The following is a 17,890-nucleotide window of genomic DNA, read 5'->3' on the forward strand; positions in this document are numbered from 1 at the left end:
CGTGGCAGTGAGGGCAGTACGCGGGGCGACGCAGCTCGACGAGGACACCCGTGAGCACATGCTCGACCGGGTGGCCGAGCTCGTGACGGACGTGATGGAGGCCAACGGCCTCGACGTCGACGACTTCATCTCGATCATCTTCACCGCGACCAGCGACCTCGTGAGCGAGTTCCCGGCCTACGCCGCGCGCCAGCTCGGCTTCTCCGACGTCCCGCTGGTGTGCGCGCGCGAGCTGGAGATCGAGGGGTCGATGCCGCGGGTCGTGCGCCTGATGGCCCATGTCGAGACCGACCTCCTGCGCGCCGATGTCACCCACGTCTACCTCCACGGCGCGGCCAACCTGCGGCGCGACCTCAGCCGGACCACCAGCCATGACTGACGACCTGCCCGCCCTCACCGGACCCGTCGAGGTCGTCGGGGCGGGCCTGATCGGCACGTCCGTCGCGCTCGTGTGCCGCCGACTCGGCCTCGAGGTCGTGCTGCGTGACGCCTCGGCGGAGAACGTGCGTACGGCGACCGGGCTGGGCGCGGGCCGCTCCGCGACGGCGACCGACCGGCCGCAGCTCGTCGTGGTGGCCGTCCCACCGGCGGCGATCGCCGGGGCGGTCGTCGACGCGCTCCACCGCACCGACGCCGTCGTCACCGATGTGGGGAGCGTGAAGTCGGCACCGCTGGCCGCGGTCGCCGCGCGCGTGTCGCCCGCCGACCTGGCCCGCTACGTCGGGTCGCACCCGATGGCCGGCAGCGAGCGATCCGGTCCACTGGCCGCGAGCGCGGCGCTGTTCGACGGACGACCGTGGGCCGTCACCCCGCACGCCGACGCCGACCCGGCGGCGGTCGGGCTGGTGGAGTCGCTGGTCGTCGAGTGCGGGGCAGCCCCGTTGCGGATGGATCCCGCCGAGCACGACCGCGCGGTCGCCCGCATCTCGCACCTGCCGCACCTCGCCGCCGTCCTGGTCGCCGGCCGGCTCGCCGCCGCGCCCGCGGAGCACCTCGCGCTGTCCGGGCAGGGGGTCCGCGACGTCACGCGCGTCGCCGCGAGCGACCCGGCGCTCTGGCAGCAGATCCTCGAGGCCAACGCAGGGGCCGTGCTCGACCTGCTGGGCGAGGTGCGAGCCGATCTCGACGCGCTCATGGCGGCTGTCTCCGCAGACGCCGGGGCCGACCTCGTCGACATCCTCGCGCGCGGCAACGCCGGCACGGCGGCCATCCCCGGCAAGCACGGTGGACCGGCCCGTCCGACGCGGTCCGTCTTCGTGTCCGTCCCCGACCACCCGGGCGAGCTGGCCCGCCTGTTCGGCGACGCCGGCGAGATCGGCGTCAACATCGAGGACGTCCACATCGACCACGACCCCGGCCGTCCCGTCGGCCTCACCGAGCTCGTCGTCGAGAAGGGCCGGGCCGAGCACCTGCTCGCCGCTCTCGAATCCCGTGGGTGGACCACGCACCGGTAATCTTCTCGCCCGTGACCAGCTCCCTCGTGATCGCCGTCGACGGCACGTCAGGCTCCGGCAAGTCGAGCACCTCGCGCGGCGTCGCCGGGCGGCTGGGACTGCGCTACCTCGACACCGGGGCGATGTTCCGGGCGATGACCTGGTGGCTGCTGAGCGAGGGCGTCGACGTGCACGACGCCGAGGCCGTGTCGGCCGCCGCGAACCGCCCCCGCATCGAGTCGGGCACCGACCCGCTCGCCCCGACGATCACCGTCGACGGCGTGGACGTGTCGGTCGAGATCCGCAGCGCCGAGGTCAACGCCGCGGTCAGCCCGGTCAGTGCTGTTCCCGCCGTGCGGACCCGCCTGCTCGAGCTCCAGCGCGAAGCCATCGGTGACGGCGGCATCGTGGTCGAGGGTCGCGACATCGGCTCGGTCGTGTGGCCGCAGGCCGAGGTGAAGGTCTACCTGAGCGCCGACCCCGACGCCCGCGCCGAGCGGCGCGCGGCCGAGGAGGGCGGCGCCGACCTGGCGCGCACCCAGCAGTCGCTGCTCGAGCGCGACCGGATCGACTCCGGCCGCGCGACCGCGCCGCTCACGATGGCCGACGGCGCCGTGCACGTCGACAGCACGCACCTCACCCTCGACGAGGTCATCGAGACCATCGTGGGCCTGGTCGGGTCCACGGCTCCGTGACCGCTCGGGACCTGCCGACCGGCAGCGTCGTGCACCCGCGGACGCGGCTCCTCGGCGTGATGCGACCGATCGCGGTCCAGGTGATGGGCCGGCGGTGGCCGGTCACCGTCCACGGTGCCGAGCACGTCCCGGCCAGCGGGGGAGTGATCCTCGCGGCCAACCACATCGGTCTCCTCGACGGCCCGCTGCTGGCGACGTACGCCCCACGGCCGGTGCACGCGCTGACCAAGCGCGAGATGTTCGACGGCAGGCTCGGCGGCTTCCTCCGCGGCACCGGGCAGATCCCGCTCGACCGCTACGCGACCGACCCCGGTGCGATCCGGACCGGCCTCCGGGTGGTGCGTGACGGGGGAGTGCTGGGCATCTTCCCCGAGGGCACGCGGGGCGGCGGCGACTTCCGCCGCTTCCACCACGGTGCGGCCTACTTCGCGCTCGTGACCGGCGCTCCCGTGGTCCCGGTGACCCTGATCGGCACGCGGGCCCCCGGCAGCGTGCGGTCGATCCCCGAGTCCGGCGACCCCATCGACATCGTGTTCGGTGAGCCGTGGCACACGACACAGCAGCCGTGGCCGCGCACCCGGGAACACGTGGCCGCCACGTCGGTGTTGTTGCGAGGACACCTGCTGTCCGAGCTGGACAGCGCCCTCTCGCAGACGCGCCGATCCTTGCCCGGGCCCCTTCCTGCGGGACAATCCGAGGACGACCCCGACACCGGGCTCGTCGAGCAGTGAAATGAGCAGTGAGCAGCATGAGTGAGTACGACGCCCTCAGCGTGGAGCCGGGTGCCGACGAGCCGACCGGCCCGACCCCCGTCCTGGCCGTGGTGGGCCGCCCCAACGTGGGCAAGTCGACCCTCGTGAACCGCATCATCGGCCGCCGCGAGGCCGTCGTGGAGGACCGCCCGGGCGTGACCCGTGACCGCGTGTCCTACGACGCCGACTGGAACGGCCGTGTCTTCACCGTCGTCGACACCGGCGGCTGGGACCCCGACGCCCGCGGCCTCGCCGAGCGGATCGCCGGGCAGGCCGAGGTGGCCGTGTCGCTGGCCGACGCCGTGCTCTTCGTGGTCGACGCGACCGTCGGCATCACCGACGCCGACGAGGCCGTCGTACGCATCCTGCGCAAGTCGGGCAAGCCGGTCGTGCTGGCCGCCAACAAGGTCGACGACCAGCGCACCGAGGCCGAGGCCTACGGGCTGTGGAACCTCGGTCTCGGCGAGCCGTTCTGCGTCTCCGCGCTGCACGGTCGTGGGTCGGGCGACATGCTCGACGCGATCCTCGCCGCGCTGCCGGAGACGCCGGAGCAGTCGTTCGAGGAGGTCGGCGGTCCGCGCCGCATCGCCATCGTCGGCAAGCCCAACGTCGGCAAGTCCTCGCTGCTCAACATGCTCGCCCAGGAGGACCGCGTCGTCGTCGACAACGCCGCCGGCACCACGGTGGACCCGGTCGACGAGCTGATCACGCTGGGCGACAAGACCTGGCGCTTCATCGACACCGCCGGCATCCGCAAGCGGGTCAACCAGGCCTCCGGCCACGAGTACTACGCCTCGCTCCGCACGTCGACGGCGATCGACCGCGCCGAGGTGGCGGTCCTCGTGCTCGACGGCAGCGAGACCGTCTCCGAGCAGGACATGCGCATCATCCAGACGATCCGCGACGCCGGCCGCGCGATGGTGATCGCCTTCAACAAGTGGGACCTCGTCGACGAGGAGCGTCGCTACTACCTCGAGCGCGAGGTCGAGCGCGACCTCGTCCAGCTCAAGTGGGCCCCGCGGATCAACTTCACCGCGCGCACCGGCTGGCATGTCGACCGCCTCGTCCCGGCGATCGAGAAGGCTCTCGAGGGCTGGGAGACCCGCATCGGCACCGGTGCCCTCAACACGTTCCTCGGCCGCCTCGTGGCCGAGCACCCGCACCCGGTGCGCAGCGGCAAGCAGGCGAAGATCCTGTTCGCGACCCAGCCGTCGGTCGCACCGCCCACCTTCGTGCTGTTCACCAGCGGCAAGCTCGACGCGTCCTACGAGCGGTTCATCGAGCGCCGCCTGCGCGAGGAGTTCGGCTTCGTCGGCACGCCGATCGTGATCGAGCAGAAGGTGCGGGAGAAGCGCAAGCGCTGACCGACGCCCGTCAGGGAGTCAGCCCGGTCGCCCGCAGCCAGTCCATCGGGTCGATCGGGCTGCCACCGCCGGGGCGGACCTCGAGGTGGAGGTGCGGGCCGGTGGAGTTCCCGGTGGACCCGACGCTGCCGATCGGGTCGGCGACGTCGACCGCCTGGCCGGGGTAGACCGACACGTCGTCCTGGTGGCAGTACCAGACCTCGGTGCCGTCCGGCAGCGTCACGATCGTGCGCAGCCCGTAGGGACCGGAGTACGCCACCTCGGTGACCACGCCCGCCGCGACCGCGACGATCTGGTCGCCGACGTACGAGCCGAAGTCCTGTCCGCCGTGCTCGGCCTCCCACAGCGGTCCGGTGAGCCCGAAGCCTGCCGAGACGGAGTACGACGCCAGCGGGAGCACCGCGACGACCGCGTCGGGGTCCCCGTGGTAGCCGTACTGCGCGAGGACGGCCTTGCGGCCGAGGAGGGCGCGGTCCCGGGCGTCCGCGAGCCGGTTCAGCGAGGAGAGGCTCTGCTGGCGCTCCCGCACCTGGAGCGCGAGCTCGATGGCGTCGGCCTGGCGGGTGTTCTCGCGGACGAGCGTCTCGGGCGCGGCGTCGGCGCGCGGCGCAGCCATGTCCAGGCCGAGCGCAAGAGCGACGGCAGCCACCGCCAGGCCGGCGCGGCGAGGTAGAGAAGACACGGACGGAACCCCCACAGGTCGAGGATCCGATGCTCCTCGCGCCGGGCAGCCGGTGCCGCCCGTTTCTCCTCAAATGGCCCAGTCGGGCCAGGCGGCATGGCTCATCGGCGAGCCGGGTGGGCCGATTCCGTGGCGTCGAGGGGGCTGCGGTAGTGTTCCCCTCGCTCCGCTGGCCTCGCGCCGGGGGCATTCGGGCTGTGGCGCAGCTTGGTAGCGCACTTGACTGGGGGTCAAGGGGTCGCAGGTTCAAATCCTGTCAGCCCGACCGAAGAAGCAGCAGGTCAGAGGCCGTTCCCGCTGGATGCGGGGGCGGCCTCTTCCTCGTTCTCGCCCCGCGCGCGCAGTGGTGACCCGGTCGTTGGAGCGGACGCGTCTAGACCAGTGGAGATGGGCCGTAACAGATCGTCGCGGTGCGGCGCTGAAGGCTTGATGGGCCCAGCAGCGCTGCTATCCCCCCCGGAGCCAGCGCCGCTGGGCCATCACCCTTCGTGGAGGTGGGCCCGGTCGGGGGCGGGGTCACGCGCCGACCGGGCCCTGCGCGGCCGTGGCAACCTGGGGGCGGGAAGCCGGCTCGCGCACTCGAGGTGTAGCGGGTGAGGTCGAGCGTACGCCGGCGGCTGTAGCCGGATCTCTGGACGGGACGCCCCTGCCCGCTCCGGCGCGTCGCTCCGTCCCACCTCGGTCGGACCGCCTCATCCCTTCGGACCGGCTTGCACCGAACGTCAACGCACGGTCTGGTTCCTCGCTAGTTTTCCCGCAGACGGCGAGTGACTGGAGATGCGGGTGAGGTACGGGCGCGTGACGCTGTGCATGGGCGCGATCGTCGTCCTCCTGGCGGCATCCCCTGCCGAAGGTGCCAGGCTCATGCGCGGATCGACGAAGGCCGACGTCATCGTGGGACGCGCCAGGGCCGACGTCATCATGAGCCTGGGTGGCGACGACGTGATCCGCGGCCGCAGCGGCAACGACAAGATCTACGCCGGCAACGGCAACGACACGGTCCACGGCGACGACGGGAACGACTGGATCACCGCGCAGCCCGGCAACGACTGGGTCGCCGGAGGAGCGGGCCACGACAAGGTCGACGGCGGGTCCGGTGACGACACGGTCTTCGGCGGCGAGGGCGACGACGTCATCTCAGCGAGCTCGGGCAACGACGTCGCGTACGGCGAGAACGGCAACGACATCCTCAACGGGGGTCCCGGCAACGACCGCCTCTTCGGGGGCGAGGGCAACGACAAGCACATCGGCGGCCCGGGCGACGACTGGATCGACGCCGGGCCCGGTGACGACGGTGCGATCCAGGGTGGTCCCGGCAACGACGTCCTGATCGACGGTCCGGGCAACGACTGGCTCGTCAAGGGCGACGAGGGCGACGACACCGTCTTCCTCGGCCCCGGCGCCGACAAGGTCTTCGGCGAGCAGGGCAACGACACCATCTACGTCCTGCCCGACGGATTCGTCGACAAGATCCGCTGCGACGACGGCGGCCAGGAGAACGGCACCGCCGACCGCGTCTTCTTCGTCGGCTGGCGCGACCCGCTCGACGTGGTCGACCCGTTCGGCACCTGCGAGATCGTCGAGGTCATCGACCACCTCCCGGCCGGCTGGCCCTACGGCCCGATCCCCGAGCAGTCGTCGATCTTCCCAAAGGTGCGCTCGACCGTCCTGGAGCCGCGTCTGCGCGTGGCCTTCTGACGGCCCGGCGTCAGGCGAGCGTCGCCGGATCGGTGTTGGCCCCGCAGACGACGACGCAGACGCGCTCGCCGACAGCGGGGGAGTACGCCCCGGACAGCAGGCCGGCGTACGCGGTCGCGGCGCCGTGCTCGGAGGCGATGCGGTAGTCGGACCACAACCGCCGACGGGCTTCGACGATGGCCTCCTCGGTGACCAGCACCGAGACGGGTGGCTCGGCCTGCTGCGCGGCGAACGCGAGGTCCCCGAGGCGACGGGCGCCCAGGGAGTCGGACGCAACTCCCGAGACCTCGACGTCAACAGGCTCGCCGGCGGCCATGGCGCGATGCAGGGTCGGGCAGGTCTCGGGCTCGACGGCGACGACCTTCGCCCGTCCGCGTACGGCGGCAGCGACCCCGGCGTAGAGCCCGCCGCCTCCGACCGCGACGACGACCGTGTCGATCGACGGCTCGTCGTCCAGCAGCTCCTCGGCGAGCGTCCCGGCGCCGGCGGCCACCTCCGGCTGGTCGTAGGCGTGCGCGAAGGCGGCTCCCTGCGCGTGCCCGAAGTCGACGGCGGCCGCGAGCGCCTCGGCGTACTCCGAACCCGCCCGCACCACGTCGGCGCCGTAGGCCCGGATCCGCTGCACCTTGACCTCCGGCGCGGCCTCGGGCACGAAGACGGTCGCGCGGACGCCGAGCTCGCGGGCCGCGAAGGCGTGCGCCAGACCGGCGTTGCCGCCGGACGCCACGACGATGCCCGCGTCGCCGAGCTCGCCATGCTCGATCGCGGCCAGCTGCCGGTTGAAGGCGCCACGTGTCTTGAACACGCCGCAGTGCTGGAGGTGCTCCAGCTTGAGCCACGCCGGGTCGGCACCCGACGGCGCCAGCAGGGGAGTACGGCGCACGCGTCCGCCGATGCGCTCGCGGGCCGCCAGGACGTCGTCGCGGGTGATCACGGCGCCCAGTATCCGGGTCAGCGGATGGTCAACGTCGCCGCGGTGACGCAGACGACGGCGCACACGGCGCCCCAGCCGGCGAGCCGGAGCAGCGGCACCTGCAGCCCCGCCGACCGGCAGCGCTGGAGCCAGAGCAGGGTGGCGAGCGAGGCCCACGGGGTGACGAGGGCACCGGCGTTGACACCGACGAGCGTCGCCACGAGGCGGCGTACGTCGCCCGCGGCGGACGGCTCGACGACCAGGTAGGCCGGCAGGTTGTTGACGAGGTTGGCCGCGAGGGCGGACACGCCGGACAGGTGGAGCAGGTCGAGGGGACGGGTGCCGGTGCCGACGGCCGGGGCCAGCCAGTCGAGCAGCCCCTCGGTCTGGGCCGCGCGGAGCAGCCCGGCGACGAGCACGAAGGCGCCGGCCATGAGCCACGGCGGGCTGACCTCGCGCAGCAGCCCGGGCGCCCGCCACAGGGTCGCGACGATGAGCACGGCGGCGGACGCCACGGCGACGGCTGCGGGCTCGATCCCGACCGCGAACAGCGGCCCGATGGCCAGCGAGACGGCCCCAGCGATGACCAGCAGCACCCGGTCGTGCGGTTCGGCGGGCGGGTCGACGGCGTACGTCCCCCGCAGCGCGCGCCGCTGGAGGACCGCGATGAGCACGAGCGTGGCGACGATGGCGGTCGCCGCGGGGAGTGCAGCCGTACGGACGTAGTCGGCGTGGCCCGCGCCGAGGTCCTCGAAACGGTGCACGGCCAGCAGGTTGGTCAGGTTGGAGACCGGCAGGAGCAGCGAGCCGGTGTTCGCGATCCAGAGGGTCGTCAGGGCGAACGGCATCGGCGCGATGCCGGTCTGCTGGGCGATCGCGAGGCCGACCGGGGTGAGCAGCACGGCCGTGGTGTCGAGGCTCATCACGATCGTGCTGACGATCGCGAGGGCCGCGAAGAGCAGCCAGAGCAGCACGACGCGGTGCCGGGCCCGACGCGCCATCGCATGCGCGGCGACGTCGAAGACGCCGGCCAGCTGGGCGATCTCGGCCGTCACCGTGATCGCCAGCAGGAACACTGCGACCGGCAGCACCTGGACGACGACGGGGTGGAGGACCTCGAGCACGAGGCAAGGATGCCCGGTCAGCGAGCGGTGTCGGTCACCGGCTCGGGCAGTGGGCCGAACTGCTGGTTGCAGGTCCACCCGGCGCAGGTGACCAGCTCGGTCCGCCGCAGCTCGAGGGCCGCGCGCACGGCGTCGTAGGCCGGGTCGGCGACGAGGTTGACCTGCTCCTCGGGGTCGAGGAGGTGGTCGTAGAGGAAGCCGTCGGCACCGTCGGTGCCGTAGAGGTAGCGGTCGGTGCGCACGCCGCGGTGCGACCACCCGTCGCCGAGCGTGCGACCCGTCTGGATCAGCGTCGTGTCACGGAAGGTCTGGTCCTCGCCGCGCAGCGTCGGTGCCAGGGAGGTCCCGTCGACCTGCCACTGCGGGGAGACCCCGGTCAGCGAGGCGAACGTGACCGGGAGGTCGACCAGCGTGACCGGGAGGTCCGAGGTCGAGCCCGGTGCGATGCCGGGGCCGCGCACGAGCAGGGGGATCTGGAGCGCCTCGTCGGTCAGCACGTCCTTGCCGACGAAGCGGTGCTCGCCGAGGGAGTAGCCGTTGTCGGAGGAGAAGACGATGTAGGTGTTGTCGAGCACGCCCTCCTCGTCGAGGGTCTCGACCAGCGAGCCGACCGCCCGGTCGACCGCCTGGAGCGACTGGAGGCGCGCGGTGTTCTCGGCCCTGACCTCGTCGGGGGAGGCGGGGGAGAGGTGGCGCAGGTAGGCCGGCTGGTCGCTGACGTCGGCCTCGTTGAAGGCCGGGCTGTCGAACGACGACGGCCGCTCGTCGAGGAACGAGTCCCGGTCCTGCGGGGCGGCGAGCGGGAGGCTCCGCCCGCCCTCCGGCGTGATCCGGTAGTGCGGCGCGAGGTGCCAGGCGTACAGCACGAAGGGGTCGCCCGACTCGGCGAAGTCGCGCACCGCCTGGTTGGCGTGGTCCTCGATCACCGAGGTGATGTAGCTGCCGGTGTAGCGGCGTGGCTCACCGTCACCCGTCATCGAGAAGTCGACGTAGTCGTAGACGCCGCGGGTCAGGGCGTCCCAGCGCGTCCAGCCGTCCGGGCGGACGTCGCGCGGGCCGTAGCCGTTGAGGAACTTGCCGACGAAGCCGGTGCGGTAGCCGGCGTCGCGGAACCAGACGCTGGCCTCCTCGGTCGGGTCCAGCGCCTGGAAGCCGCCGTGCACGCCCCGGTTGTGCTGCACGCCGTTGTTCTGGGCGTACTGGCCGGTCGCGAGCTGCGCGCGGGCGGGACAGCAGAGGGGGTGCGGCGAGATCGCGTCGGTGAACTCCATGCCCTGGTCGGCCAGCAGGGCCCGGGTGATCGGCATGTGGTCGAGGTCGTCGTCGCGCATGTCGTCGGTGAGGACGAAGACCAGGTTGGGTCGGCTGTCCGGCGCAGCGCTCGGCTGCTGGGTGCCCTGCACCATCCGCACGGACCCCGGGCCGGACGCGCTCGAGCCGCCGTCGGCGGTGACCGTGGCGAGTGCGGCCACGAGGACCACGAGCAGTGCAGCCGTGATCGACTGTGCCCACACACGCATCTGGTGAAGTTCCTCGCCCCGGGGACCGGGGCGGCCCGGATGACGCACCCCGATGTGGGGGTCACAGTAGGTGGCCGGAGCCCCCCTCCCCAAAGCGACACGACGAGTGGGGCGAAGTAGCTCCGGACCGGTACTCTGTGGCTTCGCCGCGACCGAGACCGGCACCGACAGAAGGAACCCCCAGCAGCGCCATGGACGGAAGTCAAAGTCCCCGCACGACCGCACTGAATCCCGGGTGCGCGTCGTGACCCCGCTCCTCCTGCTTCTCGTCTCGCTGGCCCTCGTGGTCGCCTGCGGACTGTTCGTCGCGGCCGAGTTCTCGCTCGTCACGGTCGACCGGCCGAGCGTCGAGCGCGCCGCCGCCGAGGGCGACGAGGGCGCCCGGGGCGTCCAGCTGGCGCTGCGCTCGCTGTCGACCCAGCTCTCGGGCGCCCAGGTGGGCATCACCGTGACCAACCTGGCGATCGGCTTCCTCGCCGAGCCGGCGATCTCCGACCTCATCGACGGCCCGCTCGCCGCGGTGGGAGTGCCGGACGGCGTGGTCACGCCGCTGTCCCTCGCGCTCGGCCTGGCCATCGGCACCGTCGTCACGATGATCTTCGGCGAGATGGTCCCCAAGAACCTCGCGATCGCCCGGCCGCTCGAGACCGCCCGCACGACCCAGGGCTTCATGCGCGGCTTCACCACGCTCACCAAGGGGCCCATCCGTGCGCTCAACGGCTCGGCCAACGCCATCGTCCGGCGGCTCGGCATCGAGCCCCAGGAGGAGCTGCGCTCCGCGCGCAGCTCGCAGGAGCTCGCCTCGCTGGTGCAACGCTCGGCCGACCAGGGCACGCTCGACGCCGACACGGCCGAGCTGGTCGAGCGGTCGGTCGAGTTCGGCACCCGCACGGCCGGCGAGATCATGACCCCCCGCGTGCGTACGACGACGGTCGAGGACGGCGACCGCGTCTCCTCGGTGATCGACCTCGCCCGCCAGACCGGGCACTCCCGCTTCCCGGTGCTCGACTCCGAGGACACCGTGGTCGGCACCGTCCACGTCAAGCACGCGGTCGCCGTGCCGGTCCACGAGCGCGCCACGACCCGGATCAAGCACGTCATGGTCCGCCCGGTCGTCGTGCCCGACAGCCTCCGGCTCGACCCGCTGCTCGCCCTGCTGCGCCAGGACGGCTTCCAGATGGCCATCGTCCTCGACGAGTACGGAGGCCACGCCGGGATCGTGACCCTCGAGGACGTGGTCGAGGAGATCGTCGGCGACATCTCCGACGAGCACGACCGCCTCGGCGCGCGCATCCGCCAGCGCCGCGACGGCAGCTGGACCCTGTCGGGCCTGCTGCGGCCCGACGAGGTCGAGGACGCCACCGACATCGAGCTGCCCGACCACGAGGACTACGACACCGTCGCGGGCCTCGTCATGCGCGAGCTCGGCAAGATCCCCGAGCCGGGTGACCGGGTCGAGGTGCCGGTGCCTGACCGCTCGGACCCCCACGAGCTGCGCGAGCGGCTGGTGACGCTGACCGTCGAGCGGATGGACGGCCTGCGGATCGACCGCCTCGACCTGCGCCTGGTGGCCCACGAGCCGGCCGCAGACGCGTCCGGCACCACCGAGGGGGCCGGACGATGAACGGCGACCTCCTCGGCGTGGCCCTCGCAGTGGTCCTGCTCGCCCTCAACGCGTTCTTCGTGGGCTCGGAGTTCGCGCTGCTGGCCGCCCGCCGCAGCCAGATCGAGCCACGCGCCCAGGAGGGCTCGCGCGCCGCGCGGACCACGCTGCGGGCGATGGAGAACATCTCCCTCGTGATGGCGGGTGCCCAGCTCGGCATCACCGTCTGCTCGCTCGGGCTCGGTGCGATCGGCGAGCCCGCCGTCGCGCACCTGCTCGAGCCGGTGTTCCACGCCGCGCACGTGCCCGAGGACCTCCTCCACCCGATCTCGTTCGTCGTCGCGATGTCGGTCGTGGTCTACCTCCACGTGGTCCTCGGTGAGATGGTCCCCAAGAACATCGCGCTCGCCGGTGCCGACCGCGCGGCGCTGGTGCTGAGCCCCCCGATGATGGTCATCGTCACGGTGCTCCGTCCCGTCATCGCGCTCATGAACATGGTCGCCAACGGCGTCCTGCGGCTGCTGCGCGTCGAGCCCAAGGACGAGGTCCACTCGAGCTTCACCCGCGAGGAGGTCGCAGCGCTCGTCGAGGAGTCGCGCGGCGAGGGCCTGATCGAGGCCGAGGAGTACGACCGGCTCGCCGGCGCCCTCGGCTTCACCGAGAAGTCCGTCGAGTCGATCCTGATGGCGCCCGACACCCTCGCGACCGTCGCGCCCGGCTCGACCGTCGCCGACGTCGAGGCGGTGTGCGCCTCGACCGGGTTCAGCCGGTTCCCCGTGGCAGCGCCCGACGGCGACCTGCTCGGCTACCTCCACATCAAGGACGCCCTCGAGTCCGACGACGACAAGCGCTCGCGGGTCATCGAGGACAAGTGGATCCGCCCGTTCGCGACCGTCCACCCCGGCGACCTGCTCCACGACGCGCTCGAGAGCCTGCAGGTCAAGGGCGCCCACATGGCCCGGGTCGTACGCCGTGACGGCGAGGTCGTCGGGCTGGTCACCCTCGAGGACGTGCTCGAGGAGCTCGTCGGAGAGATCCGCGACGCGGCGCACCACGACGTGTCCGTCGTCGACCCACGGTGACCCGTGGATAGGGTCTGGGCGTGACCGAGGAAGCGTCGCGCGTCTGGACCGTGCCCAACATCATCAGTGTGGTGCGGCTCGCCGGCGTCCCCCTCTTCCTGTGGCTGGTGCTGGGGCCGGAGGCGGACGCCTGGGCTCTGGTGGTGCTGATGGTCGCGGGCTTCACCGACTACCTCGACGGCTGGCTCGCCCGGCGCCTCGACCAGTTCTCCAAGCTCGGCGAGATCCTCGACCCCGTCGCCGACCGGCTCTACATCCTGGCCGTCGTCATCGGGCTCTACCTGCGCGACATCATCCCGTGGTGGGTGGCGCTCGCCCTGCCGCTGCGCGACCTGCTCCTGTGGGGGCTGGTGCCGATCCTGCGCACCCGGGGCTTCTCGGCGCTGCCGGTCCACTTCCTGGGCAAGGCCGCGACGTTCAACCTCCTCTACGCGTTCCCGCTCCTGCTGCTCGGGGAGGGCGACGGCATCGTCGCCAACCTCGCGCGCACCTTCGGCTGGGCCTTCGCGTGGTGGGGGATCGGGCTCTACTGGTGGGCCGGCGTGCTCTACGCCTGGCAGGTCCGCACGCTGCTGCGCGACACCCCCAGACGTACGTCGTCCGCGGCCGACCATGGTTGACCAGCACTCCCACCGCGGCGCGGGACGCGGGACCGACACCCGCGAGCGTGCGCTGCCCGAGCACGTCACGACCCCGCTGCTGACCCTGATCACTGCGCGGTCGATGGACGAGGACTACGCCCACGTCGCCCGCAAGCGCGCCGAGGCGGGGGAGGCCCCGGTGGAGCGGTCGCGGCCGCACTGGGCGAGCCTGGTCGCGGTCGTCGTCCTCGGCGTGATGGCCGCCGTCGTCGCCGCGCAGACAGACCGCGAGGCCGAGGTCAACGAGCTGAGCCGCGCCGCGCTGGTCCAGCGCATCGAGACCGAGAGCGACCGGGTCGCCGACCTCCAGCACGACGTCGCCGAGATCACCAGCGCCAACCAGGACGTGGCGAGCAGCAGCACGACGGTGCAGGGCCAGCTCGACGGGATCGCCGCGCGCGTCGACCGGGCCGAGCTCAACAGCGGGTTCGCCGCGGTGCGCGGTCCGGGCGTACGGATCACCGTCGACAACCGACCCAACATCGACGTCGACGACGAGATCCGCGACGAGGACCTCGCCACCCTCGTCGACGGACTGTGGGCCGCGGGTGCGGAGGCGGTGGCGATCAACGACCAGCGGATCAACGCGCTCGGCGGCATCCGCAACACCGGCCGGGCAGTTCACGTCAACGGTCGCCCCGTCCTGGCGCCCTACGTGGTGCAGGCGATCGGTGACCCCCGGTCGCTGCAGGCCAAGCTGCTCGGCACCAGCCAGGGCCGAGCGTGGTTCCTCCTGGTCAACGGGCTCGACATGGTCTACAAGGCGGAGAATGTCGACGACATCCGCCTGCCGGCTGCCCCCGGGCACCCGCTGCGTGATGTGATCGAGCTGAACGCCGATCCCGCAGGCGTTCCGGAAGGGGAAGGGAGCGCGCCGTGATCGCTGCGCTGGGTCTGCTGCTCGGCATCGTCGCCGGGCTGCTGTTCGCACCCGACGTGCCCCTCGCCCTGCAGAACTACCTGCCGATCGCCGTCGTGGCGGCGCTCGATGCCGTCTTCGGCGGCCTGCGCGCCTACCTCGACGGGATCTTCGACGACAAGGTCTTCGTCGTCTCGTTCGTCAGCAACGTCGTGATCGCCGCCGCCATCGTCTACCTCGGCGACCAGCTCGGCGTCGGCGCCCAGCTCACGACCGGCGTCGTCGTGGTGCTCGGCATCCGGATCTTCTCCAACGTCGCGGCCATCCGCAGGCACGTGTTCCATGCCTGACACCCGTCCCGGCTCCAAGCCCGAGCACCGCCAACCCGACGAGGCACCCTCCGAGGGCCGGCTGCGGAGCGCGATCACGCACCCCTCGCGACGGCAGGCGGTCGTGGCGGTCCTGCTGGCCGTCCTCGGCTTCGCCTTCGTCGTCCAGGTGCGCGACACCGCGGCCAACGACACCTACGCGGGGCTGCGCGAGAGCGACCTCATCCAGGTCCTCGACGGCCTGACCGGCACCGCGGAGCGGGCTCGGCGCGAGGTCGACCGCCTCGAGGCCCGTCGCGAGGAGCTGCTCGACGAGTCGACCAACCGCGCCGCCGCCCTCGACGAGGCGGAGCAGCGCGTCCGGACCCTCAACATCGTCGCCGGCCTGGTGCCGGTCTCCGGGCCGGGCCTGCGCGTCACGATCACCGAGTCCACCAGCCGGATCGCCGTGGGCTCGCTGCTGGACACCGTGCAGGAGCTCCGCACCGCAGGCGCCGAGGCGATGGAGTTCAACGACTCGATCCGGCTCGGTGCCGACAGCCACTTCGAGGACGCCGTCGGGGGCATCGAGCTCGACGGTCGGCTCCTCGAGCCGCCCTACGTCCTGGACGTCATCGGCGACCCCCACCTGCTCGAGACGGCCTTGGCGTTCTCGAGCGGCCCCATCGAGACGCTGCAGACCGAGGACGGCGCGACCGTCGACGTCAAGGACCTCGAGTCGGTCGAGATCACGAGCGTCCGGGACTCCTCGCGACCTGACTATGCGGAGCTCGACGACGGCCAGTAGCCTGCCCGACGTCACCCGAACCACATCCGAGGGAGCCCACTGTGTATCCGGAAGACCTGAAGTACACGAGCGAGCACGAGTGGGTCCGTACCCCCGGCGAGGCGGAGGGCTCGGTGCGCATCGGCATCACCGAGTTCGCCCAGGACGCCCTCGGCGACATCGTGTACGTCTCCCTCCCGCAGGTGGGCGACAGCGTCACGGCCGGCGACACCTGCGGCGAGCTGGAGTCGACCAAGTCGGTCAGCGACATCTACGCCCCGGTCACCGGCGAGGTCGTGGCGATCAACCCGGCCCTGGACTCCACGCCCGAGCTGGTCAACAGCGACCCCTACGAGGCCGGCTGGCTCTTCGAGGTCAGCGTCTCCGACGCCTCGCAGGTCGACGGGCTCATGGACTCCGCCGCCTACCAGGCCAGCATCGCGGGCTGACTCGCGACCGTTCGCCGCGCCACGTGCTTGCGCGGCTGATAGGTTCGATCCAACCGTCAACCTCAACTCTCGGCTGAGGGTTGGGCGTCGATCCGCCGAGGAGTTCCCATGCCGTTCTGCACCGCCTGTGGCAAGCAGAACCCTGACGATGCGCGCTTCTGTGCCCAGTGCGGCACCAAGCTGCTCGCCGGGGAAGACACCGGCGCCACCCCTGTCGGGGCCAGCCCGGTCGAGTCCACTGCGACGATCACCTTCGGGGTCCCCGACCAGCGCGAGTCGTCCGACCGCCAGCTGAGCCCGGTCGACGCCGCGGCCGTGGACGCCCTCCCGGAGGGCCACGCCCTGCTGGTCGTGCAACGCGGTCCCAGCGCGGGCAGCCGGTTCCTGCTGGACACCGACGTCGTCGGTGCCGGCCGGCACCCGGACAGCGAGATCTTCCTCGACGACGTGACCGTGTCGCGTCGGCACGCGGAGTTCCGACGCTCGGGCGGTGGCTACACCGTCAGCGACGTGGGCAGCCTCAACGGCACCTACGTCAACCGTGACCGCATCGACTCGGTCGCCCTCAACGACGGCGACGAGGTCCAGATCGGCAAGTACCGCCTGGTGTTCTTCTCCTCCCACCCGGACAGCTGAGCCGTTGAGTGCCTCGACGCCCGCCGGCGCGAGTCGCGGCGCCCGCTACAACATCGGGCAGGTCCTCGACCAGCTCCGTGCCGACTTCCCCGGGGTGACGATCCCCAAGATCCGCTTCCTGGAGGACCAGGGCCTCGTCAAGCCCGAGCGCACCGCCGCGGGCTACCGGAAGTTCTCGGGCGACGACGTCGCCCGGCTGCGCTACATCCTGCTGATGCAGCGCGACCACTACCTGCCGCTCAAGGTGATCGGTGACCACCTCGACGCGATCGACCGCGGACTGGAGCCGCCGGCGATCGAGTCCGTCGTCCCCACGGTGCCGAAGGTCGCGCTGAGCGCCGACGGCCTGCCCAGCCCCGAGTCGTTCCGCCGGACCAGCGACCTGCGGCTCTCGCGCCGCGAGCTGCTCAAGGTGGCCGACATCTCCGAGGAGCTGCTCGCGCAGCTCGAGCAGTTCGGCCTGGTCAGCGCCCGCACGGGCACCGGCCACTTCGACAGCGACGCCCTGGTGGTCGCCCAGACCGCCCGCGAGCTCGCCGACTTCGGCTTCGAGCCACGCCACCTGCGCGCCTTCAAGACCTCCGCCGACCGCGAGGTCGGGCTCGTGCAGCAGGTCGTCGCGCCGCTGGCGCGGGGTCGCGACGCCGCGGCCCGTGGTCGCGCCGACGACGCCACGTCGGAGATCGCCGCCCTGTCCGTACGCCTCCACGCGACGCTGGTGAAGGTCGGGCTCGACCGCGGCTGACGTTCCGGGGACAGCGGTCTGTGGCCTCACGACGCATGAGTAGGGTGGGAACATGCGCGAAATGGACGTCGTCGGAGTCCGCGTCGAGATGCCCTCGAACCAGCCGATCGTGCTGCTGCGAGAGGTGACGGGGGAGCGCTACCTCCCCATCTGGATCGGCGCCGTGGAGGCGACGGCCATCGCCTTCGCGCAGCAGGGCGTGACGCCGCCCCGGCCGCTGACCCACGACCTCATGCGCGACGTCCTCGAGGCCACCGGCCAGCGGCTCGTCGAGGTGCGCATCGTCGACATGCAGGACAGCATCTTCTTCGCCCAGCTCGTCTTCGACGGCGGCGCCGAGGTCGGGGCCCGGCCGTCCGACTCGATCGCGCTCGCGCTCCGCACGGGCACCCGCATCGTGTGCGCCGAGGCGGTGCTCGATGAGGCTGGCCTCGCCGTGCCGGCCGAGCAGGAGGACGAGGTCGAGCGGTTCCGGGAGTTCCTCGACCACGTCTCGCCCGACGACTTCGAGTCTCCGTAGTCTCTCCAGCAACACTCACCCTCATGTAGAGGTTGAGGGTTGCGACACGCCGTAGCGTGGATGGACAACCCGAACTCTC

At 72.0% G+C, this 17,890-nt stretch carries 20 protein-coding genes and 1 tRNA gene; 17 read left to right on the forward strand and 4 right to left on the reverse strand.

Annotation, left to right across the window (positions count from 1 at the left end; all coding sequences use genetic code 11):
* Position 1 precedes the first annotated feature (1 nt).
* From aroH to der, 5 genes are read left to right on the forward strand one after another with little or no spacing between them, the layout of a single operon-like run.
* Positions 2-379, forward strand: coding sequence for a chorismate mutase (gene aroH / locus JI751_RS09845; RefSeq protein ID WP_201935924.1), 378 nt, complete (start codon positions 2-4; stop codon positions 377-379).
* Complete coding sequence (locus tag JI751_RS09850) at positions 372-1,454, forward strand: prephenate dehydrogenase (RefSeq protein WP_201935925.1); 1,083 nt, start codon at positions 372-374, stop codon at positions 1,452-1,454. Before aroH ends, JI751_RS09850 begins: the two co-directional genes overlap by 8 nt.
* Positions 1,455-1,465: 11 nt before the next feature.
* Positions 1,466-2,128, forward strand: a complete 663-nt coding sequence (gene cmk / locus JI751_RS09855; protein ID WP_201935926.1) for a (d)CMP kinase — start codon at positions 1,466-1,468, stop codon at positions 2,126-2,128.
* Complete coding sequence (locus tag JI751_RS09860) at positions 2,125-2,859, forward strand: lysophospholipid acyltransferase family protein (protein ID WP_201935927.1); 735 nt, start codon at positions 2,125-2,127, stop codon at positions 2,857-2,859. Before cmk ends, JI751_RS09860 begins: the two co-directional genes overlap by 4 nt.
* 17 nt (positions 2,860-2,876) lie before the next feature.
* Positions 2,877-4,244 (forward strand): ribosome biogenesis GTPase Der, encoded by a 1,368-nt coding sequence (gene der, locus JI751_RS09865; protein ID WP_201935928.1) that lies wholly within the window; start codon positions 2,877-2,879, stop codon positions 4,242-4,244.
* Positions 4,245-4,254: 10 nt separating this feature from the next.
* Here the strand turns inward: der and JI751_RS09870 are convergent, their stop codons facing one another.
* Positions 4,255-4,926, reverse strand: coding sequence for a M23 family metallopeptidase (locus JI751_RS09870; RefSeq protein WP_201935929.1), 672 nt, complete (start codon positions 4,924-4,926; stop codon positions 4,255-4,257).
* A gap of 191 nt (positions 4,927-5,117) precedes the next feature.
* Between JI751_RS09870 and JI751_RS09875 the strand changes: the two genes are divergently transcribed.
* Both JI751_RS09875 and JI751_RS09880 read left to right on the forward strand, forming a co-directional pair.
* Positions 5,118-5,191: transfer RNA gene (locus JI751_RS09875), tRNA-Pro, on the forward strand.
* Positions 5,192-5,790: 599 nt separating this feature from the next.
* The gene (locus JI751_RS09880; protein WP_201935930.1) at positions 5,791-6,624 is read left to right on the forward strand and encodes a calcium-binding protein; all 834 of its coding nucleotides are present in this window, start codon (positions 5,791-5,793) and stop codon (positions 6,622-6,624) included.
* A 10-nt stretch (positions 6,625-6,634) separates the two neighbouring features.
* Here the strand turns inward: JI751_RS09880 and JI751_RS09885 are convergent, their stop codons facing one another.
* Genes JI751_RS09885 through JI751_RS09895 form a run of 3 tightly spaced genes read right to left on the reverse strand, consistent with a single transcriptional unit; the run spans position 6,635 to position 10,181 of the window.
* Complete coding sequence (locus JI751_RS09885) at positions 6,635-7,558, reverse strand: threonine/serine dehydratase (RefSeq protein ID WP_307814063.1); 924 nt, start codon at positions 7,556-7,558, stop codon at positions 6,635-6,637.
* A gap of 17 nt (positions 7,559-7,575) precedes the next feature.
* Positions 7,576-8,661 (reverse strand): SLC13 family permease, encoded by a 1,086-nt coding sequence (locus JI751_RS09890; RefSeq protein ID WP_201935931.1) that lies wholly within the window; start codon positions 8,659-8,661, stop codon positions 7,576-7,578.
* A gap of 17 nt (positions 8,662-8,678) precedes the next feature.
* Positions 8,679-10,181 (reverse strand): sulfatase family protein, encoded by a 1,503-nt coding sequence (locus tag JI751_RS09895; protein ID WP_201935932.1) that lies wholly within the window; start codon positions 10,179-10,181, stop codon positions 8,679-8,681.
* 244 nt (positions 10,182-10,425) lie between these two features.
* On the opposite strand from JI751_RS09895, the gene JI751_RS09900 reads away from it, so the two are divergent.
* The 10 genes from JI751_RS09900 to JI751_RS09945 all read left to right on the forward strand — a co-directional run bounded on the left by JI751_RS09900 (position 10,426) and on the right by JI751_RS09945 (position 17,811).
* Positions 10,426-11,805, forward strand: coding sequence for a hemolysin family protein (locus tag JI751_RS09900; protein ID WP_201935934.1), 1,380 nt, complete (start codon positions 10,426-10,428; stop codon positions 11,803-11,805).
* On the forward strand, positions 11,802-12,866 hold the full coding sequence (locus tag JI751_RS09905) for a hemolysin family protein (protein WP_201935936.1): 1,065 nt from the start codon (positions 11,802-11,804) through the stop codon (positions 12,864-12,866). Before JI751_RS09900 ends, JI751_RS09905 begins: the two co-directional genes overlap by 4 nt.
* 20 nt (positions 12,867-12,886) lie before the next feature.
* Positions 12,887-13,486, forward strand: coding sequence for a cardiolipin synthase ClsA (gene clsA, locus JI751_RS09910; protein WP_372440559.1), 600 nt, complete (start codon positions 12,887-12,889; stop codon positions 13,484-13,486).
* On the forward strand, positions 13,479-14,387 hold the full coding sequence (locus JI751_RS09915; RefSeq protein WP_201935938.1) for a DUF881 domain-containing protein: 909 nt from the start codon (positions 13,479-13,481) through the stop codon (positions 14,385-14,387). The genes clsA and JI751_RS09915 overlap by 8 nt, the downstream gene beginning before the upstream one ends.
* Positions 14,384-14,716 carry a small basic family protein gene (locus JI751_RS09920; protein WP_201935940.1) on the forward strand — a complete coding sequence of 111 codons (333 nt, stop codon included), beginning with the start codon at positions 14,384-14,386 and terminating at the stop codon, positions 14,714-14,716. The genes JI751_RS09915 and JI751_RS09920 overlap by 4 nt, the downstream gene beginning before the upstream one ends.
* Positions 14,709-15,482 (forward strand): DUF881 domain-containing protein, encoded by a 774-nt coding sequence (locus JI751_RS09925; protein WP_201935941.1) that lies wholly within the window; start codon positions 14,709-14,711, stop codon positions 15,480-15,482. Before JI751_RS09920 ends, JI751_RS09925 begins: the two co-directional genes overlap by 8 nt.
* Before the next feature lie 41 nt (positions 15,483-15,523).
* The gene (gene gcvH, locus JI751_RS09930; RefSeq protein ID WP_201935943.1) at positions 15,524-15,910 is read left to right on the forward strand and encodes a glycine cleavage system protein GcvH; all 387 of its coding nucleotides are present in this window, start codon (positions 15,524-15,526) and stop codon (positions 15,908-15,910) included.
* 108 nt (positions 15,911-16,018) lie between these two features.
* On the forward strand, positions 16,019-16,546 hold the full coding sequence (locus tag JI751_RS09935) for a zinc-ribbon and FHA domain-containing protein (RefSeq protein ID WP_201935945.1): 528 nt from the start codon (positions 16,019-16,021) through the stop codon (positions 16,544-16,546).
* A gap of 4 nt (positions 16,547-16,550) precedes the next feature.
* Complete coding sequence (gene ftsR, locus JI751_RS09940; RefSeq protein ID WP_201935947.1) at positions 16,551-17,291, forward strand: transcriptional regulator FtsR; 741 nt, start codon at positions 16,551-16,553, stop codon at positions 17,289-17,291.
* A gap of 52 nt (positions 17,292-17,343) precedes the next feature.
* Positions 17,344-17,811 (forward strand): bifunctional nuclease family protein, encoded by a 468-nt coding sequence (locus JI751_RS09945; protein ID WP_129475188.1) that lies wholly within the window; start codon positions 17,344-17,346, stop codon positions 17,809-17,811.
* The last annotated feature ends 79 nt before the right edge of the window (positions 17,812-17,890 follow it).

Origin of the sequence: Nocardioides baculatus (assembly GCF_016735675.1) — a bacterium.
Lineage (GTDB): Bacteria > Actinomycetota > Actinomycetes > Propionibacteriales > Nocardioidaceae > Nocardioides > Nocardioides baculatus.